Below are 26,975 nucleotides of genomic sequence, written 5' to 3' on the forward strand. Positions count from 1 at the left end.
TATCAGAATATTTTAATTTCCTAACTTTGTAGTTCTCAATAACAAACAAAACTATGTCAATCACCAACGAAGATCAGATGATCGGAATGCAAAAAGTAAGTGAAGCCGTTGCCTATACTTTGAAAAAAATGACGGAGTATGCTGAACCCGGCATGACTACAAAAGATCTTGATGAATACGGAGCTAAAATACTGGAAGATTTCGGGGCAAAGTCAGCGCCTTATCTGACCTATGGATTTCCAGGCTGGACATGCATTAGCGTGGATAATGAATTCTGCCACGGTATTCCTACCAATCAGAGGATTTTGAAAGAAGGCGATCTGATCAATATTGATGTTTCTGCCGAACTGGACGGGTATTGGGCTGATAACGGAGGCTCTTTTGTGATCGGTAAAGATATTAACGGACATCAAAAGTTGGTGGAAGCATCTAAAGATATTTTGAGAAAAGCCCTTGATAATATAAAAGGCGGAGTAAAAATCGCAGACATAGGGCATTTAATGGAAACAGAAGCAAAGAAAAGAGGCCTTAAAGTCATTAAGAACCTTGGTGGTCACGGAGTAGGCAGAAGTTTACATGAACAGCCTGATGAACTGTTGAACTACAAAAACCGTTATGACACCAGACGGTTTAAGAAAAACTCTGTGGTGGCTATTGAAACATTTATTTCCACCGATTCCAATCTTGCAGTAGAATTAAAAGACGGATGGACCATGGTGGGCAATAAAGGCGGTTATATGGCTCAGCACGAACATACGATTGTTATCACCGATGGAAAACCAATCATTTTAACCGAAATGAACGAAATCCTGAATTAAGTACAGATTATTCTTGTGTGATTTGTAAATTACAAAGACACCAATTTCGATAAAAGTATTTTTTTAGGCGCAGGATTTTATCATAATTTCCTTGCTGAAAATCTTTGATTTTCTTGCGCCTTAAAATATATACATTAGTAAAAAACTTAGCGCCCTTGCGTTAAAAACAAACTAATAGTGTCATTAAAATCCCAAAGCTTCATCCAATCAACGTGTTGATTTCTTCCTTACTCCCTTAAATTCAGAATCAATAATTGAAAACTTTGCGTTTACCATAAAACCTAGTATTAAGAAGCATAAAAATCTTTCAGAACACTTTCATAATCTGCTATAAAACCACTCTCCATAGTCCCTTCAATACGATACGTCTCCACATCTGTTATTCCCGTATAACTTTTGAAAACATCTTTGAGATAATCAGAAATATAATCAGGAGTTTCCTCAATACTTCTTCCGCCGGAAGCAATTGAGAGATATATTTTTTTACCTTTAAACTGTCCCACACGATTCCAATGTTCGTCAAAAACATAAGTAATCCCCACCCGGATCAGCTGATCCAGCCATGCCTTCAAAGGAGTGGAGATTCCCAGATTAAAAACAGGAGTTCCAATGATAATAATATCTGCCTCACGCACTTCCTCCACAATGGTATTGGCATAGGAGAGAAGCTGTTGACTTTGTTCATCATATAATCTTGGATGTTTATAAAACTCATGGATAGACATCTCATCAGCATGAGGCGGAGTTTCTTTAACCAGATCCCGGACTGTTATCTTATTGATATTGCCCTGTTGTAAAAGCTTTTCTAAAATGAAAGCACTAAGCTTGTTACTATAAGAAAGTTCTCCTCTCGCACTGGAAATAATGTGCAAAATATTCTTCATACTTTTATTTTTGTTATCATGACGATCAGATTTTCATAATGGGGACAGGTTATTTACTTTTTTTATCAGGTTAAAATTTTAAAAGCAGTATTCAGGAGATTTTGCGATTGAAAAAGCTGGTTTTAAATTGTTAAACAATAAATACTTTGCTATATTTATAGAATCAAACCATCTCGCAAAACTTATCTGCTATGAAAAAAGTTCTTTTAATCCTTCTGGGAATCATTGTCATTTTGGCCGCTGTTGTATTGATTAAAACTTATACCTATCCGTTTAAGAAAAATAATTTAGGCGTAGGTGAGGGGTGGAAGCCTGTAAAAAATGATTCTGCAGTGATGAGACTGTCGGGAGGAATAAAAGTTCCAACCGTTTCTACAGGAAGTTTAGGGGAATTCAATTATGCCCCGTTTGATCAGTTCAAAACTTATTTAAAAACATCTTATCCATTAGTCTATCAGAATACGGAAAATCTTGAAGTAAACCAGTATGGGTTGGTGTTCAGGCTTAAAGGAAGCAATCCGGCCTTGGAACCTATTTTATTCCTTTCCCATATGGATGTTGTGCCGCCGGGGGATGCCGATATAAAGAATAATGAAGAAAACATATTCCGTCCGGATGATAAACCAGCCGAACCTGTTGCAAAAGTTGCAGAAGACTGGGATTTTGCCCCTTTTTCCGGAGCTGTAGCCAATGGAAGAATCTATGGCAGAGGAGCGATTGACATGAAAGGAATGCTCTTTTCCTTAATGGAATCCATGAATTCTATGATTAAAAATAAGCAGATTCCACAACGTGATATTTATCTTGCTTTTGGTTTTGATGAAGAAGTGGGCGGTCAAAAAGGAGCGATCCAGATTGCAGATTATTTTAAGAAAAAAGGATTGAAATTCGATGCTGTTTACGATGAAGGCGGATTGATCATGAGAAAAGGAAACGTTGCAGGAATTGACACTGATGTTGCAGTCGTGGGATGTGCTGAAAAAGGATTTCTTTCCGCAAAAATAAAAGTAAAGGGACTGGGCGGGCACTCTTCTATGCCTCCAATGGAAAGTGCTATCGGGAAAGCTGCAGTTATTATGCAGCGTCTGGAAGATGACCAGATGAAACCCGTGATCACCCCATTAATCAAAGAATTTTTTAATAATATAGGAGGAGAAATGCCTTTTACAACAAGAATGGCACTGGCCAATCAATGGCTTTTAAAACCTGTTTTGATTTCACAACTTACCAAAAACAATACAACCAACGCATTGGTAAGAACTACTACAGCTCTCACAATGATGAAAGGAAGTGATGGTACCAATGTGCTTTCTCCCGAAGTGGAATTTGTGGTTAATTTCAGATTACTTCCCGGAAATTCAGTGAAGGATGTGCGGGATCATATTGCTAAATCAACTGAAGGTTTTGATGTTGAGGTAGAAGAAATTGACAATACAAGAGAGGCCTCCGCGATTTCTCCAACCAATACGAAAGCTTTTAAAATGATAGAAACCGGAGTCAAAGAAATTCATCCCGGAGCTATAGTCACTCCATACCTTACTATGGCAGGAACAGATGCCGGAAAATATGAGATCGTGAGTAAAAATGTCTACCGATTCATGCCGATCAAGATCAACAGTGCAGAACAGCAAAGTATCCACAGCACCAATGAATATCTAAGCATTGAAAACTACCTGAAAATGATCCATTACTTTGAGTATGTGATGAAAAATTATGATAAGTAGATGTAAAAAGTGAATGGTCAATTCGCTTTGCTTGTGGATTTTTAAGTTTCGGGATCTGGGTTGTGAATGCTCAAATTGCTATTTTTTAAATCTATAGGAAGCCTATTAAATTTAAACGCAGTGTTCGCAAAGTTTTTATAATATTATATAATTTTTCGATCGCAGAGGCGTTTCACTCAGTAGTAGGTTGTAATCTCAGCTTAATAAAATGCCTTTGCTATCCCAATAAGCTTTATCTATTAATAAACCTTGCGAATCTTAGCATTAAAATCATATTCACTATTGACTTTGCGAAATAAAAATTGACCTTTGACTAAAAATTTTTTACAAAAAATATATTACGTCAAGTTTTGTCGCATTACGGATATAGCTTTGTCATATCAAAATTACAGAGCTATGGAATTGCCATTTTACTTAAACTTTAACGACTTTGAACGTAATTATTACGATAACCTTGAAAAATGGTTTGAAGAATATCATAATACCAGCGAAACAGATTATCTGAATGCTCTTGCGGAGCTTTATGGTCCGTATGTCTATTACAATTTTGGAGATGACATGTTAAAGCCGGATGCTTCCATTGAAGTGAAAGACTGTTTTTTTCCTTATCATGAAAAAATCGGGATATCGTTCTGCATTGATTGTGAAAATGGAGCCTTACCAGCCAATGGAATGAATCAGGTTTTTGAATTTAAAAATATTTCCATGATGGAATATGCTCAGCATATTCTGGATAAGATTAACAAGTTTTGTTCAAAAAATGCTCAGACTCTTGATGGTACCAAAAATATTCAGGACTATATTAATAACTATACCATTATTACATCAATGGAAGGAGTAGGGTATTGTATCAGCTACAACCGCCATCAGAAAGCAATTCCTTTTTTAAAAGCTTACCTTCCTTACTATGGTCAGACAGTTAATATGGCAGTATATAGAGACTTCCTTTTCTCTGTTGTGCAGATTGCAGAGTTCATAGATCAGAAACTGAAAACAGTACATGCTTTTAAACAAACTATTTATGCACGTTCAAAAGCTGAAGCCAAATTCAATGTACAATTGAGCCGCCAGTTCCTGACGTTGTGCAACTAAAATTTTACACCAAACATTCATACTTAATTATATTGCAGAGAAACTTATGTTTCAACAAAAATCCCGGTCAGTGATGACTGGGATTTTGTATGTGATGTTATAAAATTATTCTTTTACTATCTCTTTCTGTAAGGAATATTCCAGATCAGGTCTGCCGCCAGATAATGAACTCCTCCATGATGAATACTTCGGCTGTCTCTGATCAGATCATCCATATATCCTACATCTACTGTAAAAGGCGAATTAGGAATTGTAAACATATAGTAAGCTGCAATCCGCATTTCACGATATCCGAATGAACTCCATTGCGGATCAGGTTCATTGAGGTGGCTGATGGAAAACAGGGCTTCTGCACTCAATGCCAGCTTTTGATTGTTTTTAGGAGATAAATTATAGGTTAATTGGCTCTTGATACGGGTTCTGAACTGAAAATCTTCTTCTACTTGATGAAAACCTGCATCAAAAAATTTCCTAAATTCCTGCCGCACCGTATTTTTTAATTTCCATTTTTTTCCAAGGTCAAAAGTATAGGCATATCTTCCGTAAATTCTGAATTCCTGCTCTGTATTTTCTTTATCATAAGGAACTGTGCTTTCGTACTGAGGCTGCCGGCGGTAGCTGATTGCATAGCTGTACTGCTGATGAGGTGCAAAAGAATGATACACTTCATGATTTAAAACAATAATAGCCTGTTTTGAAAATAAATTATGATCATCCGGACTGCTTTTTCTCCCGATGGCAATATAGCTCAATGCCTGCTTCTTTCCCAGAGAATCCAGCTGTCTTTTGACTCCGAATGCACCCCAAAATGCATTATTGGCATCTCCCAATCCAGGAGGGCTAATTTGTGCTTTTAAGGTTGAACCTATACAGCTCAATAAAAATAATCCTGCAAAAAATCTCTTTATGCTCAACATCATGGATAACTGCTTTATTGTTAAATTTAAATGACTGCGAAACCATGAGAAGGCTAAAAATACCATTGATACGCAGAGAGAATACTTCGAGATCCCAAAATTAGAGGCTTTGTTCATAGAATGTTTATTCAAAAACTTTTAATACTGTTTAAAAACAAGACAAAATAAAGAGATGATTTAGGATAGATTTAGGAATAAATTCTTTTTTAAGGCCGTAGGGTAAATTTTAATTGTGGATAAAATGTTAATAACTTGTGGAAAAGTGAATTTATGTATAATTCTAAAATATAATTTTCTGATATCGGTACAACAGTAAATTGCCACAATATGTAAAATACTGTGGCAATCTGGTTTTATGGACTGGTTTATTTATATTTTAATTTTGCCCTGTCTTACACATGGCATCCCACGTTGTCCAAAAGTGGGCATTAATAGCGCCGATAGGTGGGTTGGTGCTGTCGGCAACAATACCTACCATCGAAGCACAGTTAGAATTACAGCCTATTTCATTATGGCTTCCGTTTTGAGGAGGGATCTGACGCCATGTGCCGGTAGATCCGCTCAGTAATTCTACCTTAATCTCAAAAATCCCGGAAAGATTGGGAGTCTGAATCTGCTTGGTAGGATTTTCACTGGAAATCATATCACTCCAGTTTCCCTGTGAAAATGTTACGCGCCAGGTAGATATCATTCTGGCGGTATCGTTTTGAGGTGAAAGGTACACCCAGAACTGTGCCCCGTTTCCAAGTACTAATTGACCTGAAGAATTTGCATTTACACTTGTTGATGTCATATTGATTTGGTTTTTAGTTGATTAGATTGTATTTCAAAGTAACGAAGAACCAGACATATGCGATGCAGTACAAATTACCAATTATTGTATTGAGTATAAATACTTATGAGAAATGAAGAATAAAATACTCTAAGAATAGTAATAACAAAAAATCCTGTGCTAACTTAGCACAGGATTTTTACTTTGCAGAGAGGAAGGGATTCGAACCCTCGATACAGTTACCCGTATACTACCTTTCCAGGGTAGCTCCTTCAACCACTCGGACACCTCTCTTTTTGAGATTGCAAAAATAGCGTATTTTCTGGAATATCCAAATTATTCTTGCAAATTAATCTGTAATTTCTCCACAAAGGCTTCTGGTGAAATTATCTGCAAAGCTTCCGGTGTAGCTTGGGTTATCTATAAGGTGCATGGCTTTCGTAATGGCTGTTTCTGCAGTCATATCCCTTCCGCTGATTGCTCCGATTCGGGAGAAAATATTACTGTTCTCATACTTTCCGAATGAGATACCTCCTGAAATACACTGACTTACCACTACGATTTCCGTTCCGTTATTTCTAATTTCCTGAAGTGTTTCCTGAGTTTTTGCACTGCTGAAAATAGTTCCGGAACCAAACACCTGAAGAATAAGAACCTTCATTTTTGGGATTTCTCTGAAATGGCTTAGGTGCATTCCAGGGAAAATTCTCCAGAATAAAATATCTTCAGAAATATGTTCATCAACATGGAATTCTACTTTCGGGTCACAACGGAAGAGGTTGTCCTTAAGAATATTCAAATGAACTCCGGATTGTCCCAGAATAGGATAATTCGGACTTGCATAGGCATCAAAATACTCTGCAGAATATTTCAATGTTCTGTTTCCTCTTAATAGTTTGTACTCAAAATAAATGGCAACCTCCTGAATCACCGCTTCATCATTTTCATAAAGGCTGGCATAATAAAGGCTGGTCAGAAGATTTTCCTTGGCATCTGTTCTCAAATCACCAATTGGAAGCTGAGAACCGGTCATGATTACAGGCTTTCTTAGTCCTTTTAGCATGAAACTTAACGCGGATGCTGTATAAGACATGGTATCTGTCCCGTGAAGAATCAGGAAACCATCATAGTCATTATAATTTTTGTGAATATAATTAGCAATCACTCTCCATTCTTCAGGTCCCATATCCGAAGAATCCAGCGGTTTGGCAAAAGGATGAACAAAAACTTCACATTCCATGAGCTTCATTTCAGGCATCTTTTCAAATATATTTCCAAAATCAAAGGCACGGAGACTTCCGGTTTCATAATCTTTTTCCATTCCGATGGTTCCACCGGTATAGATGAGCAGGACTTTTCGCTTCATGTACTAATTTTAATTAAGAATTGGAGCCCGATGAGGGTTCATAGGTCAAAATTACGTTAATTTGCAAAGATTTGAAAATGAATGAAACGCTTAGAGTAAAATTTTATAAAAATAAAATGACTATTGTAGTGGTTACATTGGGCTATTGAAATAATAACTAGATGCAGATGAGTGATTTATCGCAAACTTTTGAATATTTAAAACAGTTTTTAACGGAAGAAAGACTGGCAAAAATTGAACATTTCTCGCAGGAAAGTTCAGACTTTGTACTTCCGGTTGTAGAGGATGTCTATCAGTTTAGAAATGCAGCAGCAATTGTACGCTCTGTAGAGGCTTGCGGCTTTCATAAAGTGGTGGCTTTGCAGGAAGAATACAGTTTTGAACCCAATCTTCGTGTTACAAAAGGAGCGGATACCTGGGTTGAGGTTGAAAAACTTCCCCGAAATATGGAGTCCTTTCAGAGTATTAAAGACAGAGGATATAAAATTGTAGTGGTTTCATTGGAAAATAATGCTAAAATGTTACCCGAATATGAAATCACTGAGCCAATTGCTTTGGTTTTCGGAACTGAAATGGAAGGGGTTTCTCAGGAGATTTTGGACTTTGCGGATGAGACGCTGGCAATTCCGATGTATGGTTTTACAAGGAGCTTCAATGTTTCTGTAGCAGCTTCAATCTGCATGTATGAATTGAAACAAAAGTTGATCAAATCTGATATTGATTATAAATTAGACGAAGAAAAACTTCTAAGAATGAAAATTCTCTGGACAGTAAATTCAATAAGAAGCGGACAGCAGATTTTTGAAAAATATCTGAGAGAAAATAATATTGACTGGAAATAAGTCATTCAGAAATAAAAAAGAGAAGGTTCATAGGCCTTCTCTTTTGTTATCTATATCATGTTATAATAATTCCATGCGGCTACAAAAACACCTGCTGTTTCTGTTCTGAGCCTTTGATTTCCAAGGGATACAGCTCTTATCTTATTTTCTGCCAGAAATGTAATTTCCTTTTCAGAAAAATCACCTTCAGGGCCTATTAAAAATGTAAGCTGTTTCAGTTGGGGAATTTTTTTAAGATCAATTCTTTCTAAATTCTCATGGCAGTGGGCTACAAAGGCATGTTCCGGATCAATGTTTTTCAGAAAGTCCGTCAGTTTTACAGCGTCATTGATAACCGGAAAATGAAATCTAAGGCTCTGTTTTGATGCAGCAATTGCCTGTTTCCTGATTTTATCAATATTGATGTTTTTACGCTCTGTTTTCTCGGTTACAATAATACTGATCTCCGAAATGCCCATTTCCACAGCTTTCTCCACAAAAAACTCAATCCTGTCAATATTCTTGGTTGGAGCAATGGCAATATGAAGTTTAGGAGAGAATTCCGGTAGATTTTCTTTGATCTCAGAAACGTCAATGCCTGCTTTTTTTCCCTCTATAATAAGTTTTCCCGAAGCTAGTTTCCCTTTTCCATCTGTCACATAAATCTCTTCACCATCTCTCATACGAAGTACTTTCACAATATGCTGCTGTTCTTCGTCGTTGATGATAACTTTCTGAGCCGTTATTTCGCCGTAAAATAGTTTCATATATCCTGAGTTAAGAATGCAACTCCTGTTTTAATAGTTGTATAGATGTCTGTATCACATTCACGGTAAGAACACATGTATATTTCTTCAATCCAGATATTGTTAATGAAAATCAGATTTAAATACTCCTGTTTTCTCAAATTATTTTTGATCGATAAATAGTCTCCTTCCTTTGGGGTATATGGAAAACTAAAAAGATGCTCAGAATTTATTTTTTTGATAATTTCCTCTTTTATATCCTGAATATATCCTGTCTCAGAACTTGATGGAAAGTAATCTATGACATTTTCTGTAGCTTCATTTTTTCCTGTAACTGTTTCTAATACCCAGTAATATTTTGAGTTCTTTTTAGAATGGGTTCCCAGTATTTTTTCTTCTAAGAGTATTTTCATAAATCATATTTTGCCGTTGCCGAGGTTCTCAAATCTGTAAATTCACCTCTCTCAAACTTCAGTTTCGCTACCATGGCGATCATCGCTGCATTATCTGTTGTATATTCAAACTTAGGAATGTAAATACTCCAGCCCAGCTTTTCTTTGTTGTCTTCCATTGCTTTTCTCAGAGCAGAATTGGCAGATACCCCTCCTGCAATAGCAACTTTATTGACGTTGAGATCCAGGGCTGCTTTTTCAAGCTTATTCATCAGAATTTCAATAATGGATTTCTGCACAGATGCACATAAATCATTTAGATTTTCCTTGATGAATTCTGGATTTTTTCTGACTTCCTTCTGAATGAAATACAATACCGAAGTTTTAATACCGCTGAAAGAATAATCATAATTCTCAAGCTTTGGCTTGTTGAATTTAAATGCATCAGGGTTCCCTTCCTTAGCCAATCTGTCAATGATAGGTCCCGCGGGGTAGTCAAGGTCAAAAATCTTTCCGATTTTATCAAAAGCTTCTCCTGCGGCATCATCAATAGTTTTTCCGATAATTTCCATGTCGAAATAGTCTTTTACCAGTACAATCATGGTATGTCCCCCACTTACCGTAAGACATAGGAATGGAAAGGTAGGCGGCACAGGATTTGCATCTTCGATGAAATGGGCCAGAATGTGGGCTTGAAGGTGATTCACTTCAATCAAAGGAACGTTCAGGCTCATAGCCAAAGACTTAGCAAATGATGTTCCTACAAGAAGAGATCCTAAAAGTCCAGGTCCGCGTGTAAATCCTATAGCAGAGATATCATTTTGTTGTATATTTGCTTTGGAAAAAGATTTTTCAACAACGGGGATAATATTTTGCTGATGGGCCCGTGAAGCTAATTCAGGGACAACACCACCATATTCTTTGTGGATGGCCTGGTTCGCGGCAATGTTTGAAAGAATAGAATTTCCCTTGATGATAGCTGCTGAGGTGTCGTCGCAGGACGATTCAATACCTAAAATTATAGAGTCGCTCATAATAATGGCAAAGTTAGAGAATAATAACGAGAATGAGAATAAAAAATCAGTAGCTGAAAACCTAGGGGATCAGGTACAGAAAACTGTCGAAAATGTAGAAGAAAAAGTTCGGGAGACAGTAAAAGAAGCATCTGAGCTGGCTTCAGATGCCATACATCATCCTGTGGAAACGGCTGAAGAGTTCGGGAAACAGGCAATGAAAGATGTTACCAGCTATACATGGTGGGCAAAACTTCTTTTAATTCTCTTTTGGCTTGGCTTATTTCTGATAGGAGGGATATTGGTTGTTATCAATCTTCCGGTGACAAAACAATGGGCGGCGGATCAGGCTCTTCAAATAGTAAATAAAGACTTTAAATCCGGGTTTTCTACAGAAAGTGTGGATGTTAATTACTTTGGAGATGTAACCATAAAAGGATTAAAAGTAAAAGATTATAAAGGATTCGATTTTATTAAAGCCCGTGAATTCCGTGCAGATTCAGACTGGATATCTCTGGCTGTGAATGCTATTTCAGGAAAAAGCAATTCTTTAAGCTTCAATTCCCTTACCCTCGTTAATGCCGAAGTAAGAGTAATTACCTATAAAGGAGACAGTATATCCAATTTTGTCAGATTTACAGAACTCTTTGATGATGGTAAGAAAAGAAATCCGAATAAACCACCTTTTCAGCTGAATTCCAGGGTACAGATTATTGATTCTAAAGTATCTATTGTCAATGAAAATTCTCCCGGAGAACAGGGGAAATGGCTTACAGCAACACAATTCAACTTAAAAGCACCTAACGTAAAAGTCAACGGACCGAATGTTTCGGCTTTGATTAATAATATGTCCTTTGTGACCTCAAGATGGGGGAAATCTCATATTGTGGATACTTTTTCAACAGAACTGTCTCTAACGAAGCAGTTTTTGTCATTAAAAGATCTTACGCTGAATACGGATCATACCCTACTTCAGGGAGATATTAAATTTAATCTTCATGACGGATCATGGTCAGATTTTGCTGACAAAGTGCGATGGGATATGAATATTCAGCAGGGAAGCCAGGTAAGTGGTTATGATATCAGTTATTTTGTGACGAACTGGGATAATATAAAACCGTTCAATCTTTCAGGGACGATGACGGGGCCTTTAAATAAATTTCATCTGGAGAATTTCCTTATCAGAAACCCTGATGTTAATATTGCAACTAAAACAATGAAAGTTGACAATCTGCTAAAGGGACATTTTGCCATTGAAACAAAAGAGCTTTCTGCAGATTTTACTTACAAGGATTTAAAAGCGATGATGCCTTCCTTTATCTCCAAAAAGATGAAGAACTTTGCTGATGATTTCGGGAAATTAAAATACAACGGGACAGCGAGGGTAAATCCGGATCAGATCTATGTGGACAGCGGGAATTTAATGACAGGAATAGGGCAGGCTAAAATTTCCAAACTTACCTTATCAGGTTACAGTACCGCAATGCCTAAATATTCCGGTTATCTTGATGTAAAAGATCTTAATACATCTGTTATTACAAAGAATAAGACAGTAGGCTTAATCTCCGGTAAATTTGATCTTAACGGGCAAAGTTTTGATGTCAATACCATGCGTCTGACGACTAAATCTCAGATTGCAAGCGTTGAAATTATGAATAAAACGATCAATAATCTGTATTTGGATGGATTATTGGATCATAAGAAATACAACGGACTTATTACCGTTAATGATGAGCAGGCAAAAGCTACAATCAAAGGGTTAATAGATTTCAGTACTTCAAGAGTGGCTATGGATGTCAACGCAGATGTCACTTACCTGAATATGAACTATTTCACCAATAAACCTGGCAGTCAGGTGGTAAGTGGTCAGGTTGAAGGAAAAATGGCCATGTCTTCCATTAATGATCTTACTCTGGATGTTAATGCGAATAATTTGAATTTTGCTACAGCAACTCAAAAATATAATATTCCTAATGCTAAATTAAAAACCTTTGTAGAAGCAGGGGGCCGTGTGATTGATGTAGATGCTCCGGGAGCTGCTACAGGGAAGATATCAGGAAGATACAGCCTGGCAGATCTTGCAGGAATGGTAGAAAACGGAGTCGGGAAAATATTGGTGGGACCACCGCCAAGAAAATTGTACCGTGGACAGAATTTTGCTTTGAAATTTGATATTCAGCAAGGGTTGGTCAATTATTTCTTACCAGATCTGAGATTACCTCAGGGAGCAGTCGTAGATGGGGAATATAATGGAGATTCTAATAATCTTATTCTGAATCTTGATGCTGCTTCTTTGAAATATATAATGACGAAGGAGGAAGAAATTACAGATGCTGATAAAGCGCTGGCAGCTTCCAATCCTGATTATAAAGTTAATGACCGAAAAAATATTAACAGAGACAGTGCAATGGTGGATAGTGTTAAAGTAAGAATTAACACGGCTGACCTTAACCAACAATTGTATGCAAAGATCAATAGGGTAGTTTATAACAAAAATGTAATCAAAGATTTTGAGCTTAAAGGGAATAATGAAAATGGAAATACCCTTCATTTAGCTACCGTATTTAAGCATGGAAGCCCTGATGATGAAATTAATGAAAAGCTTAAAGAATATGCTATTAACGTAGACCAGTCTACCGATGCAGCTGGAGATTATGTATTCAGGTTTGAGCCTACCGAAGTGAAATTCAATGAAGTGACCTGGGCCATAGACACAAGTCCGGAACTCAATCACTCCATTACCTATAGAAGGAATACCGGAGACTTTGATATCCGAAACCTGAGGATTTATTCTGATAAAAGTGCTTTGTTTATTAAGGAAGCGCAATTTAAATCGGCAAAAGATTTTTATGTAGATGCTGATATCAATGATTTTGCTGTAGAAAAACTCTTGGAAATGCAGTCAGGAGGAAATACTATGGACATAAAAGGTCTGGCCAACGGAAGCGTTAAGATCAAAATGGATAAAAGTACCCTGCAGCCACTGGTAGATCTTAATATTGATGATATTAAGATGAATGGTAACGATATGGGAGATATCTCTATTTCTGCTACCAATGGCTTCTCACTGAACGTTTATGATATTGATGTGAAAGTTCACTCTGCAGGAGTGCTTGGAAATAACAGTCTTAATCTGACAGGAACTGTTAACAATAATACTTCTTCTCCGATTATTGATCTTACGGCAGAAATGCGTGATTTTGACCTTTCATTTACACAGCAGTTTGTACAGACTATTTTTGGAAACCTTCGTGGAAAAGCAACCGGGGATCTTAAAATCAATGGAAAACTTAATAATCTTGATTACAGCGGTGATATCGCTTTAAAAGATTTTGGATTAAAGCTTTTGTTTACCGGAGTAGATTATTCATTTGATGACACTGTGATTCAGCTGACCAAAGGACTGGCTATCCTCAACAATATTGAGGTACATGATGGAAGAACCAATTCAAAAGGAAATATCTCCGGGGCGATCCAGTTTGAGACCCTTTCTTCAATGGGGGTATCTCTCGTAATGAGGGCAGACAATCTGTTGATGCTTAATACGACCCAAAAAGATTTTGACCTTTTCTGGGGAAGAGTTTACGGACAGGGAGATCTTTACGTGGACGGACCTGTTTCAGGATTAAGTATTACAACTCCTAATATGAAGGCGCTTAACGGAAGTACCTTTACCTTTAATTCCAGTTCTACTTCCAATGTTGAAGAATTCAAGATGCTGAGGTTCCTGAAAGAAGGAAAAGATGGTCTGATTACGCTGGAAGAAAAGAAAAAAACAGGAGCCAATATGAACATTGATTTCAATCTGGCTGTAGATAAAGGAACTACCGTAAATGTACTGGTAGGAGATGATGTGGGAAATATTACAGTAAAAGGTTCTGCAGACCCGTTGAGGTTTCACATGAACAGACAGGGGAATATTGCCATGAGTGGTACCTATAAAGTAGATAACGGAACATTTGTCTCCAAGGCAATCCTTAATAAAACTTTCCAGATAGAAAGAAACAGTAGTATCAGATGGGATGGTGATGCCATGAAGCCTGCATTAGACATTAATGCCAACTATGTAAGAATGGTTTCTAATGCCGGGGAATATCTTAGTATGGGGAAATTACAGCCTATCAGTATTTTGCTGCAGGCCCATATTACCCAGTCGTTGGTAGACCCTAATATTGACCTTAACGTTACCGCTATGGATGTATCCAGCCAGGTAAGAGAAACACTTGCAGCAAAGATGAGTCAGGAAGGAGAGAAGGTTCTTCAGTTCGGATCTGTCCTGCTGTTGAGTACTTTCAACGTTTCCAACTCTGGCGGGGTGGATGTGAATGTAGGAAATGTTGCGGAGTCTTCCGGATATAATATGCTTCTGAAACAATTGGGATCTGTTCTTAATACGATGAGTAACGAATTCCAGATTGACCTTAATTATGTAAAAGGTGATCAGAATTCAAACTTTGGAGACAGAGCCAATGCCGGAGTAAGTGTAGCCCTTTCCCCAAGAGTCAATATAAAAACCGGTTTGGGAATTCCACTATCGAAAACAGATGGTGCCCAAAACAATTATTTGTCTACAGAAGGCTCAGTAGAATATGATTTATCTAAAAAGAACGACGGTACATTAGTTATACGTGCTTATTCCAAGCCTACGAACATCGGAATGGTGAGTACAAACGGTTCTGCAAATCAAGCTTATGGAGGAGGAGTTGTGTGGAGTAAAAGCTTCAATTCTTTGTTTAAAAAGAAGAAAAAAGACAAAAAAACTTCAGATGCAAAAGGTGAAATAAAAACAGATTCTACAAAATCGACTGGTAAATAATTAGAATATTTTAATGATTTTTATCATCTGTGTTAATTATTGTTAATATTTGATATATATTTTTTAGTTAAATTATTTTTTGTAAATTTGCAAAAAATACATAGATTTTTTAAAGAAATTGTAATTTAACTAATATGAACTATCAACTGGACGAAATAGACAAGAAAATTCTTGATTTCTTAGTAGAAAACACAAGAATGCCTTTTACTGAAATTGCAAAGCAGATGGATGTTTCTGCTGGAACAATTCACGTAAGAGTGAAAAAGATGGAAGATGCAGGTATTATTTTGGGATCATCTCTTAATATCGATTATGGTAAGCTGGATTATCACTTTACAGCTTTCATAGGGATCCTTTTGACAAAATCAAACCGTACTCAGGAAGTACTGAAAGAATTGTCAACTTTACCTAACGTAATTGAAGCTAGCGTTATTTCAGGAAAATATAATATTTTCTGTAAAGTAAGAGCTAAGAATACGGACGATGCTAAAAGAATTATTTATCAGATAGATGACATTCAGGACGTAATGAGAACTGAAAGTATGATTTCTATGGAAGAATTCTTAAGTGACAAAAACAGACTGATCAACGCTATCTCTGTGTAAGTCAAATTTTAAACGAATAATTATAAAAGAACTTATGAAATCTCTCATAAGTTCTTTATTTTTGTAGGTATGGAAGAATACAGTTATTTTGACGAAGACCCAAAGAAAGGATGGGGGTTTGTACTGGCATTTGCAGCCTTAATGTTGTTTACCATAATGGGGCTTGGAATAGATGTGGATGAATATCTGCAACATGAATATCTGGAGATCCCAAGGTGGTATTTCTATGTTATTTTTTCAATTGATGTATTGATGATGATCGGGCTGGTACTGATGTTCTTCTACAGAAAAATAGGAATCTTCATGTTTCCGGCTTTACTGGTGATGCACTTCTTTATGCACAATTATTACCTGTCTACATTTTTGTATACAGATGTTACCAACCTTTTTCTGTTTACAGGATTCGGAATGCTTGCCATTATCCCGAAATGGAAGTTTTTTAAATAGATATATAATCCTACACAATAAGATAACAAACGGCTTTTAAATAAAATTTAAAAGCCGTTTTCAATTAACAAGAAGAGTAAAAACACTATCTGAGTTCTATCGAATTATAAATTTTTTGCTTCAAAGGATTTTTTGTCCAGTCTTCCCAATTTCCAGTATAGGGATCTATTGTACAAAACGGTGAAATGAATGAATTTCACATTAGAAATCACACGATAATTCTTCCGTTTTGAAAGAAATGTGTATGTCCGAAAGGATGTTTTCGTAAAAAAGTACCGTTTTTCAGCCTGAAAATAGGAGGCTAACTTTATGATATCTTACAAAAAAGCATTGATTTCAGGCAAACTAATCCAAATAGATATTTAGTGAGTCATAAAAATGAAGCTTTTCAACTCGATGTTGAAAAGCTTATACAGTTTAATATAAAGGTAAAATCTCCTTATCGTTACTCAGAAAAGACTCCCTGAAAAAAAGATTCTAAAGCCGTATTTTCATCCAGTCCGAACTTCTTTTTCAAACGGTACTTGGTCATCCTCACGCTTTTTGGTTCTACATTCAGAAGGTTGGCTATTTGTTTGGTATCCATCCCAAGATAGATATAAGCACAGTATTTCAAATCCAGAGCAGTAAGCTTTTGTTTAGCCCTTTCATTGATGTTTTTAAAGAAATCCGGATGCAGTTCCTGAATGGTGAATCTGATCTTTTCAAAATCATTATCAACACGGTTTTCTCCTTTTACAACCTGATGAATATTAATATCCGTATCCGACAGTTGAGTCTGAAGCTGTTGAAGAACTTCATTTTTATGCTGAATATGAAGGTGGCTGGCTAATACCTCACTTTGAAGTTTTTGCTGCTGGAGGGTAAGAAGTTCCTGTTCAGCTCTTAACCTTGCCTGCTCTTCCTCCTGAAGTTTGATCTGCATTTCTGCTTCATGTTTTTCCGTATCAAGCTTATTTTCTCTTTCTATAGAATAACGGAGCTTAAAATGATAAGAACGGAACATAAAAAATGCACCGATGAGTCCGATAATTCCTAACCCGATATAGAGAAGTTTTTCTTTTTTCAGACTGGCGGTTTTCTCGGTAAGAGATCTCAGTTCGGATTCTTTTTTCTGAGACTGATACTGAGCTTCCAGTCTTTTTGCGGTTTCAGCCTGTCCTTCATCAAAAAGAAGATTGCTGTATTCCGTTACTTTTGACTCATATTCAAACGCCTTCTGATAATTTTTTTGTTTGGCATACAGCTGGGCGAGGTCTTTTACCACATTAATCATTACATGATAATAAACTGGTTGCTGAGTAAGAAGAATCTGCTCAGCTTTCAACAGATATTGTTCTGATAAAGCATCATTCTGATCCCGTGAAGCCAGATTGCTCAACACTCCAAGCGCTCCCGCCTGCATACCCTGATTAAGAGTTGTGTGTTGGGTGAGGTTCAGTATTTCATTGGCGTTATTTTGTATTTCAGAACGAATTTCAGGAGTCATAACAGGATAACTCAAATAATAATTAATAAGATTTAATAATGCCATAGCATGTACATGTGCTGAAACATGTCCGGGAAATTGATGATATAGGCCAACAGCTTTCTTACACATCTCTATGACCGGTTTCAGATCTTTTAAGTTTCCGCTTTTTTCATACTGAAAAGAATAACAGACAGCCAGAGCGGAATAGGTAGAGCTGAGCAGGTTTTTGTTTCCTGATTTTTCGGCAAGCTCAATAGATTTTTTTGCATATTTGGTAGCATTTTCAGCATCATTCCATTCCGTATAAATTCCGTAAAGAAGATAATTGAGTTTTGCATTTAACATGATTTCAGAAGGCTGTTTTTCAATAAGTGGAAGAACTTTCTGAATCAGTTTGATTGTATTTTCAGGATCGCCAATAGCATTTGTGTAATAGATATTCAGATAGCTGGCATATAGAGCAGCTATTTTGTTATTGCTTTTTTGAACAATTTTATTCGCTGCATCAATAATGGGGGGAACTTTATCATACTCAGACTGATTAAGCTTAATAATTCCTTTTTGAGTAAGAGCTTTTACTTCTTCAGCAAAATCTTTTTCTTTTTGAGCAAGATTAAGTTGTTGCTGAACATATTTTTCAGCTGTGGAATATTGATCACTTACTCTGTAATATTCAGTAAGCTCATTGTAAATTCTGAATTTTTCTGCAGAAGAAATATGACCTCCGTTCAATTGGTTTTTAAGGTCTTCAATAAATATATTCTGTGCAGGGTATAAGGTGCAGATAAAAAGTATAAAAAATAAAAGTGAGTACTTCAGTTTCATAGGGTGAAAGTACAAAAATTGTAGACACCTGTCAATTTCCTGTCTTAAAAAACATAATTGGAATTTGTTTGTAATTTAATGATATTCAATGTTTTATTTGTGTTTGTAGACGTTTTGTAGTCATCTGTAACTGGAGTTGAAGATGTTTTGTAGTTGCAGAAAAGAAAGCTGTAATATTTTTCTGTTGCAATTTTGGAGCAGAAAAAATCAAATAATATTAATTTAAAATTTTAAAGTTATGGACAACAAAACATTATCAATTGTCTCTTACATTACCCTTATCGGATGGTTAATTTCCTTTGTAATCGGAAAAGAAAAATCGAACAGTCTTTTAAAATACCATCTGAAACAGTCTCTGGGACTGCTTATTTTTTCAATTGTTTTGTCTGTCATTCTCAATATTATACTGATGGCTACCAAAATTGGAATTCTGGGAATATTTGGTTTCATTCCTTTGGTATTGATGATTATCGGAATTATTAATGCAGCTAATGATGTTGAAAAGCCTTTACCATTGATCGGAAAGATGTTTGAAGATAAGTTTTCGTTCATTGGATAATATCTGAAGTTTTTGGATATGGAAGATTTTAAACATATAAAGAGAGAAAGTTCGGGGTATGGGGTAAAGCAATATATTGCATTTCAATATATTATAGGGGTTGCCTGGATTTGTATTTCGATACTGCTCATCATTAATACCAGCTATTTGAAGACAGGAATTGTTTTGCTAATCTTTTCAATACTGCTCACAATTGTCTCTTTTATTCCGCCAAAAGTTAATTTTGATCCTGAAAATCAGCTTCTTATTGTAACGCACAATGGATTGAACCGAAAGAAATTCATTTACAGACTGGAGGATTTTGCAGGCTTTGAATTACAGACATTTAGGCTGGGATTTATTCCTCTAGGATGTTATCTGTATGCGAATTTTAAAAATGTATCACACTTTAAACGTCCTGTAATATCACAGTCTTTTAGCAAAAGAAAAATGCAGGAGATCACGAATGAGCTGGAAGATATTAATAAAAAGACAATTAAAAACGCGATTACAATTTAGTAAAGAATTATGAAAGATCAATAAACAGTCAAATTTAATATTATGAAAAAAATAGTAGGAATTATTCTGATTATTATAGGTTTCTGCCTGGTAGTGGTTGTTAAAATAGGACCATCCAGAGAAACTTCCTGGTTGTTTAAATATGGAGAATTGGTTCCTATGCTAATGGGGGCAGCTATTTTGATTCCGGGACTGGTCATGTATAATAAAAACAGATAGCCATAATCACGAAATTGAACAGCCTTCTAAAGAATATAATGTGCTGATTTAATTGGATAAAGGTAATTTTACGGCCCATTTTAAAAAAGAAAAGAAGTATGGATTTTGAAATTTTAAAACAGCAGATAGAAAATGCTGCAAAGAAGGCTTTTTTAGAAGTGTATGAAAAGCATGGAGCAGAAGGAGTTTACAGTTTTGCATTGTACAGTGATGAAGGTGCAATGACGGTATGCCCTGCTGCTAATACAGTGAAAGCAATGGAAATGGCAGATGAAGAGGATGCTTTTTATTATAAGTTTGAACCGGCAGAATGGACTTATGAAATGGAAGGTGCAGATAAAGAATTTGATGATATCTGTACTCAATTGAGAGCAGAACTTAATAAACATGATGACGATGATCAATGGTTTGAAGGTTTTCAGAGTAAGTTATTTTCTACCTGTATTGAAGTGCTGGAAAAACTTAAAAATGAGAATTTTTTCACAAAAATTACAGGGAAAGATATTTTTCTGATTTTCATGGTTTCAGACTATGAGTTTGAGGAGGATGAACTGAAAGATCTTATCGTGAGACTTAATGATAACGAATATAAAAGTGAATATCTTAACTGGATGGCTGCCTGGGGCAATTAAAAACATGACGAATTAAAAAAACACTTTAAATATATACATATGAAGCCGATCACAATTGCCTCAGAAGCCTCTTATAAATCACCGTCACTCAATCACAAACTAAAGTAAAAACGATTACATTAATTATGAACAATTACAAATTTTATAAACAAGAAGGAAACCAATATATTTTTAAAAACCAGCCGGTATTTATAACAGTGCTTTGTATTATCTTCCTCGTTGTAGCAGGATTACTTTTTAACAGCGTAAGGACTCTTAGCTATGTTATCATTGCTGTGGTAGCCCTTATTCTGGTTAATTTTTTCACTAAGAAATTCATCATTGATATGGATCGAATGACGATTACAGGAAAACATACCATTTTTGTCCCGGCCAGAACCTATCCGATAGAGAATTTCAGAAATTTCCATGTGCTGGCGACAAAATACATGGGTTTTATTACCACCAACGTGATGCTGTCTGCTTATTTTGAAGTTGATGGTAAAGAAAAGCAGCTTACCATAGGTCAGGCTCTTACACAAAGAGGAATACAAAACATGGTGAATGAAACAGAAGATATAATGAACATTAATAATCCTGAGAATGGATATCAGAGACCGCTATAAGTTTGAAGAAAACGGAAGTGAAATAAGCTTTATGCCTAATTATAATTTCCTGCGTACTTTGGTATGGTGGCTGGCATTGGGTATCATTGCTCTTCCTGCGATCATCTATTATTTTAGGGATAAAATGTCCGGAGACCAGTTCAAAATTGCATTGGGATTGTGGGCAATTTACATGATTTACTTCCTGTTTGATCTTCTTTTCAGAATTCCTGTGAAATATATTTTTGATAAATCAGAGAAGTGTATTTACAGAAAATTATTACTATCCAAAAAGCTCATGAACTTTGATGAAATGACTTATTTTGTAAATGATGAAAGAGGTGGATATTATTACTCAATCGGGAAAAAGAGAAATCAGTTTGTGAAAAACTACAGGATCAGTAATTATTTTTCAGGTTCAAAAGCTTCCCACAGAAGAGAAGATGAATATGTGAAAGAAATTTTATGTCCCGTTTTAATCGCAGTTGGAATTCCCATAAATCAGCAATCAGAACAATAATGAAGGATAAAAACTAATACAATGAAGAATGGATGTGTATCCATTCCCCTCCTTTGGAGGGGTGGCGAAAATTCAAAGAATTTTTGACGGGGTGGTATACAATAACAAAAACCCCGGCTGTTTCAAAGAAACAGCCGGGGTTTTATCTATAGAATAGCTTATCTTAAGCTAAAATTCTTTTTACAGCTTCTTTTACTGCAGCAGCATCAATTTTATACTTCTTCATCAGTTCAGCAGGGGTTGCAGACTCTCCGAAAGTATCGTTTACCGCTACAAACTCCTGTCTTGTAGGTCTTTTTCTGGCAAGCATACCTGCAACAGATTCACCTAAACCACCAAGGTAGTTGTGTTCCTCAGCCGTTACAATCTTACCTGTTTTTTCAACGGATTTTAGAATGATCTCTTCATCAAGAGGTTTAATAGTGTGAATGTTGATTACCTCACAAGAAATACCTTCTTTCTCAAGCTCATCAGCAGCTACAAGAGATTCCCATACAAGGTGTCCTGTTGCAACAATTGTTACATCAGTACCTTCCTGAAGCATAATTCCTTTTCCAATCTCGAAAGGCATGTCTTCCGGAATGAAAACAGGTACTACCGGTCTTCCGAATCTTAAATATACAGGACCTTCAAAATCTGCAATCGCAAGGGTAGCAGCTTTAGTCTGGTTATAATCACAAGTATTGATAACCGTCATTCCAGGAAGCATTTTCATCATACCGATGTCTTCAAGAACCTGGTGAGTAGCTCCATCTTCTCCTAAAGTAAGACCTGCGTGAGATGCACAGATTTTTACATTTTTGTTAGAATAAGCGATAGACTGACGGATCTGGTCATATACTCTTGAAGTAGAAAAGTTAGCAAAAGTTCCTGTAAATGGAATTTTCCCTGTAATGCTAAGACCTGCAGCAATTCCCATCATGTTCGCTTCTGCAATTCCTATCTGGAAGAATCTTTCAGGAGCTTTCTCAATGAATTTCTCCATTTTCAAAGAACCGATAAGATCTGCGCAAAGTGCTACTACATTAGGATTTTTGTCCGCTAGTTCTGCTAATCCTGCTCCGAATCCTGAACGAGTGTCCTTTTTTTCTGTATATGTATATTTCATTTTTACTAAAGTTTTTGATCATTGATAGATGATAGCAGATTAACAATATTTTAAAGTTCTACGGGCATCATTTATCAATAATAATTTATCATTTATAATTAATAATCAGCCGGAGCTTCTAGGTACAATTGCTTGAATGCTGCGTCTAGTTGCTCATCATTAGGAGCTTTACCATGCCATGCATGAGATCCCATCATATAGTCAACCCCGTAACCCATTTCAGTGTGTAAAAGGATTGCTACCGGCTTCCCTTTTCCAGTTTCTGTTTTTGCTTTCTCAAGGATTGCAATCACAGCTTCAAGATCATTACCGTTCTTTTCTTCCAAAACAATCCATCCGAATGCTTCAAGTTTAGCATGAAGATTTCCTAAGCTTAATACATCATCTGTATCTCCGTCAATCTGACGACCATTGTAGTCGATAGTAGAAATGATATTATCCACTTTTTTAGCAGAAGCATACATCAATGCTTCCCAAATCTGACCTTCCTGAAGTTCACCATCTCCGTGAAGAGAGTAAACAAGAGACTGATCACCATCTAATTTTTTACCTTGAGCTACACCAAGAGCTACAGAAAGTCCTTGTCCAAGAGAACCTGAAGCGATTCTGATTCCCGGAAGTCCCTCATGAGTAGTAGGGTGCCCCTGTAATCTTGAATCTAATTTTCTGAAAGTACTCAGTTCTTCAACAGGGAAGAAACCGAATCTTGCCAGTGTAGAGTAGAATACCGGAGAAATGTGTCCGTTTGATAGATAAAAATGATCTTCATTTTTGCCTTCCATTGTGAAAGGAAGTTTATAGTTCATTACCTTTCCATAAAGGGCTGTGAAGTATTCTGTACAACCTAAACTTCCGCCCGGGTGGCCTGAATTTACAGCGTGAACCATTCTTAAAATGTCTCTTCTGATCTGCGTAGTAAGAGATTTTAGCTCTTCAATACTTTTACTCATTATGTCTGATTTATTTGCACGCGAATTTACAATTTTTTACCGGCTTATGGAAATGCAAAAATCCGGATCTAAAAACCCGGATTTTGACTGATTTGAATATTTTCCCGCTTTTAACAGCCTTCATTGAGGTAAACGGATATTTCTGTAACAATATTATTAACAAATTTAAAGCTTAATTGTGTTCCGGCCTGACTGTCTTCAATATTAAAATATCCGGAATCTTTGATAGGTTTGCTATTGTCGTCCCAATCCGGACGTACACTGAAGTTGGGGTAATTTCTGTAAGCATTGATAAGGTCATCTCTGGTACTTCCAACGCCGATTCCGCTTTTGGTCTTAAACTTTTTACTCTTTGTTGTCATGTAAGTAACGGAAGGAACACTCGGATTGGCTTCGTTGATGTAATTATCAAAAAGATCAATCTGGATGATTTCGCCATTATACCTGATGAGGTTTTTTTTCTCACTATTAGAGTTTGTAAGTTTTGTTCCTGCAATTTTTTCGGCTTCAACCTTGGGCATAAAGACTTTAAACGGTCCGATTCTTAATGTTGATACTTCAAAATTTTCCTGAGCATTCATGTATGTAAATGTTAAAGAAAAGATGATGATTGAGATAATTTTTTTCATAGTTTTTTAGTTTATGTTGCTTTTTATTTTATTTAATTTTTGAATGTATTTATTTAATTCAGATCAAAGATAATTAAAATACAAAAGTCTATAAAATTAGTTATTTTAATAAAGGAAATTTACCTATTGTGTTGAATGCTTTGTGGTAGCTTGATTGTTGCTTTTTTACTACTAAATGTCATTTTTTTTTGAATTTTAATATATAATATTTGAATAAATTTAATTAATTTTATAATTCAAATAATATTGAATTATAAACCTTGAACTGATTATTTTTTAGTTATTGGTCTTATTATTTGAATTAATAAAAATTAGAAACCATTATATATGAAAATTAAACAATTATTTTATCTGGGGATATTTGTCATATCTATTTCCTCAGGGAAAGCACAGGACTTTTTTACAGTAATCAGTGAGAGGTCCATCAAAGCAGATCCTAAAAACAGAACCGTACAGCCGGAAAAATCATTAACCTACACATTGGATGTGGCCGGAATGAAAAGCTATTTTAATTCAGTTCCTGAACTAAAAGACAATGACCGTAAAGACAATGCTCCAATTATTGTATTGCCAATGCCTGACGGTACGAAAGCAAAATTCAGAATCTGGAAATCTTCGGTAATGGCTCCTGGATTAGCCAGTCAGTTTCCTCAGATTGTTACTTTTACAGGACAGGGAATTGATGATAAATACGCTACTATAAAACTGGATTTTACCGAGTTGGGATTCCATGCGCAGATCAAATCTGTAGTAGCGGGAGATACTTATATTGATCCTTATGCAAAATTGGATATTAACAATTATATCATTTATAAGAAAAGTGACTTAATTGATAAAACCCCAAGATCATGCGGAGTAAAAGATGAAGATGATACTCCACTAGGAAAAAAAAACGCTCAAAAAACCACAGCTCCAAGCGTAGGAACTCAAATTAGAGTTTTCAGGCTGGCTGTAGCTTGTACAGGAGAATATGCTGTTGCAGCCACTGGCTCAGCTACGCCTACTGTTGCGCAGGCCCTTTCTGCAATTGTAACTTCTGTAAACAGAGTAAATGGAGTATATGAGCAAGAAGTTGCTTCAAGGCTCGTATTAGTGGATAATGAAGCCAATGTAGTCTTTACAAATGCAACGACAGATCCATTTACCGGAAATAATAATGCCAATACATTAATCAATGAAAGCCAGACCCAAATTGATCTACTGATAGGAAATGCTAATTATGACATTGGCCATACTTTCAGTACAGGCGGTGGCGGATTAGCCGGATTAGGAGTAATCTGTAATGCTACCAATAAAGGAAGAGGGATCACCGGTTCCCCTAACCCGGTTGGAGACCCTTATGATATTGATTATGTAGCTCATGAAGTAGGACATCAGTTTGGAGGTCCACATACTTTCAATGCAACTACAGGAAGCTGTGGAGGAGGAAACCGTAGCGCTGCCAATGCTGTAGAACCCGGAAGCGGAATTACCATTATGGCGTATGCCGGAATTTGTGGAACTACAAATAACTTAGCTCCTAACAGTATTCCTACTTTCCATACCAAATCATACCAGTCTATCACAACGAAAGTTCAGTCAACTACATGTCAGGTTACACTTCCAACCAATAATTTCGCTCCTACTGTAAATGCAGGAGGTGATTATACCATCCCTAAGAGTACTCCGTTCAGATTAGAAGGATCTGCTTCAGACATAGATAACAATCCGCTTACTTACAGCTGGGAACAGAACGATGTGGGACCAGCAAGTGACTGGAATGCCCCAACAGGTAATGCTGCTATATTCAGATCATACGTCCCTGTAACTGTTCCTTACAGATATTTCCCGAAACTTACAGACGTAATCAGTGGTACTGTATCCAAAGGAGAGGTGAGACCATCTTATGCCAGAACCATGGAGTTCAGGCTGACAGTAAGAGACAATAATGCGGGATGTGCAGGAGTTTCCAATGATGATGCTATTATTACTGTTGATGGAAATTCAGGGCCTTTCAATGTAACTGCACCTACTACAGCGGTAAACTGGGCGGGTAATTCTACTCAGACCATAACATGGGATGTAGCGAACACAACTGCTTTCCCTGTAAATTGTGCTACTGTAAACATTTTCCTTTCTACAGACGGAGGTCTTACGTATCCTACACTTATCCTAGGTTCCACGGCGAATGATGGATCTGAGACCGTTACCATTCCTAATGTAACGACTACGCAGGCCAGAATCATGGTAGCAGCAGAGACGAATGTATTTTACAATATCAACCCTATTAACTTTACGATCACTCAAACATTAGGCGTTAATGAAACAGCTACAAATAAAGATGTATTCGTAGTATACCCTAATCCGAGTAAAGGACTTCTGAATATTAAATTTACCAATTCAAATGAAGTGTATGATATGACCGTATATGATGTAAGCGGAAAATTAGTATTCACTCAGGCTAATAATAAATTGAGTCATGATAAAACAGGTACTTTTGATTTGTCTCAATTGGTGAAAGGTGATTATCTGATTAAAGTTAAATCTAAAAATATGGAGAAAACAATCAAGTGGATTAAAGAATAAGA

General features: G+C 36.3%; 25 protein-coding genes and 1 tRNA gene. 14 read left to right on the forward strand and 12 right to left on the reverse strand.

Features of this window, described 5'->3' with window-relative positions:
- Nucleotides 1–53: 53 nt before the first annotated feature.
- On the forward strand, nucleotides 54–818 hold the full coding sequence (gene map / locus FW780_RS19175) for a type I methionyl aminopeptidase (RefSeq protein ID WP_149835239.1): 765 nt from the start codon (nucleotides 54–56) through the stop codon (nucleotides 816–818).
- A 287-nt stretch (nucleotides 819–1,105) separates the two neighbouring features.
- On the opposite strand, the gene FW780_RS19180 is transcribed toward map, so the two are convergent.
- Nucleotides 1,106–1,702: an FMN-dependent NADH-azoreductase gene (locus FW780_RS19180; RefSeq protein ID WP_149835240.1), complete on the reverse strand. Its 597-nt coding sequence runs from the start codon at nucleotides 1,700–1,702 to the stop codon at nucleotides 1,106–1,108.
- Between the two features lie 191 nt (nucleotides 1,703–1,893).
- Here FW780_RS19180 and FW780_RS19185 point away from each other — a divergent pair, with 191 nt between their 5' ends.
- The gene (locus tag FW780_RS19185; protein WP_149835241.1) at nucleotides 1,894–3,426 is read left to right on the forward strand and encodes a M20/M25/M40 family metallo-hydrolase; all 1,533 of its coding nucleotides are present in this window, start codon (nucleotides 1,894–1,896) and stop codon (nucleotides 3,424–3,426) included.
- 396 nt (nucleotides 3,427–3,822) lie between these two features.
- A complete protein-coding gene (locus FW780_RS19190) occupies nucleotides 3,823–4,518 on the forward strand; it encodes a hypothetical protein (protein ID WP_149835242.1) in 696 nt (231 codons plus the stop codon).
- 116 nt (nucleotides 4,519–4,634) lie between these two features.
- Here the strand turns inward: FW780_RS19190 and FW780_RS19195 are convergent, their stop codons facing one another.
- The 4 genes from FW780_RS19195 to FW780_RS19210 form a co-directional block, all read right to left on the reverse strand.
- Nucleotides 4,635–5,438, reverse strand: a complete 804-nt coding sequence (locus tag FW780_RS19195) for a DUF2490 domain-containing protein (RefSeq protein ID WP_167510760.1) — start codon at nucleotides 5,436–5,438, stop codon at nucleotides 4,635–4,637.
- A gap of 373 nt (nucleotides 5,439–5,811) precedes the next feature.
- Nucleotides 5,812–6,228 carry a hypothetical protein gene (locus FW780_RS19200; RefSeq protein ID WP_149835244.1) on the reverse strand — a complete coding sequence of 139 codons (417 nt, stop codon included), beginning with the start codon at nucleotides 6,226–6,228 and terminating at the stop codon, nucleotides 5,812–5,814.
- A 186-nt stretch (nucleotides 6,229–6,414) separates the two neighbouring features.
- Nucleotides 6,415–6,501 (reverse strand) — tRNA-Ser (locus FW780_RS19205).
- Nucleotides 6,502–6,556: 55 nt separating this feature from the next.
- Nucleotides 6,557–7,573, reverse strand: coding sequence for an asparaginase (locus FW780_RS19210; protein WP_149835245.1), 1,017 nt, complete (start codon nucleotides 7,571–7,573; stop codon nucleotides 6,557–6,559).
- Between the two features lie 161 nt (nucleotides 7,574–7,734).
- Here FW780_RS19210 and FW780_RS19215 point away from each other — a divergent pair, with 161 nt between their 5' ends.
- On the forward strand, nucleotides 7,735–8,415 hold the full coding sequence (locus FW780_RS19215) for a TrmH family RNA methyltransferase (RefSeq protein ID WP_149835246.1): 681 nt from the start codon (nucleotides 7,735–7,737) through the stop codon (nucleotides 8,413–8,415).
- 50 nt (nucleotides 8,416–8,465) lie between these two features.
- Here FW780_RS19215 and FW780_RS19220 read toward each other — a convergent pair whose 3' ends face one another.
- Genes FW780_RS19220 through tsaD form a run of 3 tightly spaced genes read right to left on the reverse strand, consistent with a single transcriptional unit; the run spans nucleotide 8,466 to nucleotide 10,566 of the window.
- Complete coding sequence (locus tag FW780_RS19220; RefSeq protein WP_149835247.1) at nucleotides 8,466–9,161, reverse strand: RsmE family RNA methyltransferase; 696 nt, start codon at nucleotides 9,159–9,161, stop codon at nucleotides 8,466–8,468.
- On the reverse strand, nucleotides 9,158–9,553 hold the full coding sequence (locus FW780_RS19225) for a hypothetical protein (protein ID WP_149835248.1): 396 nt from the start codon (nucleotides 9,551–9,553) through the stop codon (nucleotides 9,158–9,160). The genes FW780_RS19220 and FW780_RS19225 overlap by 4 nt, the downstream gene beginning before the upstream one ends.
- Nucleotides 9,550–10,566 carry a tRNA (adenosine(37)-N6)-threonylcarbamoyltransferase complex transferase subunit TsaD gene (gene tsaD / locus FW780_RS19230; RefSeq protein ID WP_149835249.1) on the reverse strand — a complete coding sequence of 339 codons (1,017 nt, stop codon included), beginning with the start codon at nucleotides 10,564–10,566 and terminating at the stop codon, nucleotides 9,550–9,552. The genes FW780_RS19225 and tsaD overlap by 4 nt, the downstream gene beginning before the upstream one ends.
- A gap of 4 nt (nucleotides 10,567–10,570) precedes the next feature.
- Here tsaD and FW780_RS19235 point away from each other — a divergent pair, with 4 nt between their 5' ends.
- The 3 genes from FW780_RS19235 to FW780_RS19245 all read left to right on the forward strand — a co-directional run bounded on the left by FW780_RS19235 (nucleotide 10,571) and on the right by FW780_RS19245 (nucleotide 16,413).
- Nucleotides 10,571–15,361 carry a translocation/assembly module TamB domain-containing protein gene (locus tag FW780_RS19235; protein WP_149835250.1) on the forward strand — a complete coding sequence of 1,597 codons (4,791 nt, stop codon included), beginning with the start codon at nucleotides 10,571–10,573 and terminating at the stop codon, nucleotides 15,359–15,361.
- A gap of 134 nt (nucleotides 15,362–15,495) precedes the next feature.
- A complete protein-coding gene (locus FW780_RS19240; protein ID WP_034696982.1) occupies nucleotides 15,496–15,966 on the forward strand; it encodes an Lrp/AsnC family transcriptional regulator in 471 nt (156 codons plus the stop codon).
- Nucleotides 15,967–16,035: 69 nt separating this feature from the next.
- The gene (locus FW780_RS19245; RefSeq protein WP_047373649.1) at nucleotides 16,036–16,413 is read left to right on the forward strand and encodes a hypothetical protein; all 378 of its coding nucleotides are present in this window, start codon (nucleotides 16,036–16,038) and stop codon (nucleotides 16,411–16,413) included.
- 445 nt (nucleotides 16,414–16,858) lie between these two features.
- Here FW780_RS19245 and FW780_RS19250 read toward each other — a convergent pair whose 3' ends face one another.
- Nucleotides 16,859–18,709: a helix-turn-helix transcriptional regulator gene (locus FW780_RS19250; RefSeq protein ID WP_149835251.1), complete on the reverse strand. Its 1,851-nt coding sequence runs from the start codon at nucleotides 18,707–18,709 to the stop codon at nucleotides 16,859–16,861.
- 238 nt (nucleotides 18,710–18,947) lie between these two features.
- Between FW780_RS19250 and FW780_RS19255 the strand changes: the two genes are divergently transcribed.
- From FW780_RS19255 to FW780_RS19275, 6 genes are all read left to right on the forward strand, one after another.
- Nucleotides 18,948–19,268 carry a DUF4870 domain-containing protein gene (locus FW780_RS19255; RefSeq protein WP_149835252.1) on the forward strand — a complete coding sequence of 107 codons (321 nt, stop codon included), beginning with the start codon at nucleotides 18,948–18,950 and terminating at the stop codon, nucleotides 19,266–19,268.
- An 18-nt stretch (nucleotides 19,269–19,286) separates the two neighbouring features.
- On the forward strand, nucleotides 19,287–19,766 hold the full coding sequence (locus FW780_RS19260; RefSeq protein WP_149835253.1) for a hypothetical protein: 480 nt from the start codon (nucleotides 19,287–19,289) through the stop codon (nucleotides 19,764–19,766).
- Nucleotides 19,767–19,808: 42 nt separating this feature from the next.
- Nucleotides 19,809–19,985, forward strand: a complete 177-nt coding sequence (locus tag FW780_RS22525; RefSeq protein WP_167510761.1) for a hypothetical protein — start codon at nucleotides 19,809–19,811, stop codon at nucleotides 19,983–19,985.
- Between the two features lie 98 nt (nucleotides 19,986–20,083).
- Nucleotides 20,084–20,617, forward strand: a complete 534-nt coding sequence (locus tag FW780_RS19265) for a DUF4303 domain-containing protein (protein WP_149835254.1) — start codon at nucleotides 20,084–20,086, stop codon at nucleotides 20,615–20,617.
- A gap of 125 nt (nucleotides 20,618–20,742) precedes the next feature.
- Nucleotides 20,743–21,222, forward strand: a complete 480-nt coding sequence (locus tag FW780_RS19270) for a hypothetical protein (RefSeq protein ID WP_149835255.1) — start codon at nucleotides 20,743–20,745, stop codon at nucleotides 21,220–21,222.
- Nucleotides 21,200–21,721, forward strand: a complete 522-nt coding sequence (locus tag FW780_RS19275) for a hypothetical protein (RefSeq protein ID WP_241676948.1) — start codon at nucleotides 21,200–21,202, stop codon at nucleotides 21,719–21,721. Before FW780_RS19270 ends, FW780_RS19275 begins: the two co-directional genes overlap by 23 nt.
- A 163-nt stretch (nucleotides 21,722–21,884) precedes the next feature.
- Here FW780_RS19275 and FW780_RS19280 read toward each other — a convergent pair whose 3' ends face one another.
- The 3 genes from FW780_RS19280 to FW780_RS19290 form a co-directional block, all read right to left on the reverse strand.
- A complete protein-coding gene (locus FW780_RS19280; RefSeq protein WP_034697001.1) occupies nucleotides 21,885–22,829 on the reverse strand; it encodes a transketolase family protein in 945 nt (314 codons plus the stop codon).
- Between the two features lie 98 nt (nucleotides 22,830–22,927).
- Entirely contained in the window at nucleotides 22,928–23,782 is an 855-nt protein-coding gene (locus FW780_RS19285) for a transketolase (protein WP_262714036.1), read from the reverse strand.
- A gap of 107 nt (nucleotides 23,783–23,889) precedes the next feature.
- Nucleotides 23,890–24,408: a hypothetical protein gene (locus FW780_RS19290; RefSeq protein ID WP_149835257.1), complete on the reverse strand. Its 519-nt coding sequence runs from the start codon at nucleotides 24,406–24,408 to the stop codon at nucleotides 23,890–23,892.
- 327 nt (nucleotides 24,409–24,735) lie between these two features.
- Between FW780_RS19290 and FW780_RS19295 the strand changes: the two genes are divergently transcribed.
- Nucleotides 24,736–26,973: a reprolysin-like metallopeptidase gene (locus FW780_RS19295; RefSeq protein WP_149835258.1), complete on the forward strand. Its 2,238-nt coding sequence runs from the start codon at nucleotides 24,736–24,738 to the stop codon at nucleotides 26,971–26,973.
- The last annotated feature ends 2 nt before the right edge of the window (nucleotides 26,974–26,975 follow it).

Origin of the sequence: Chryseobacterium sediminis (assembly GCF_008386505.1) — a bacterium.
Lineage (GTDB): Bacteria > Bacteroidota > Bacteroidia > Flavobacteriales > Weeksellaceae > Chryseobacterium > Chryseobacterium sediminis.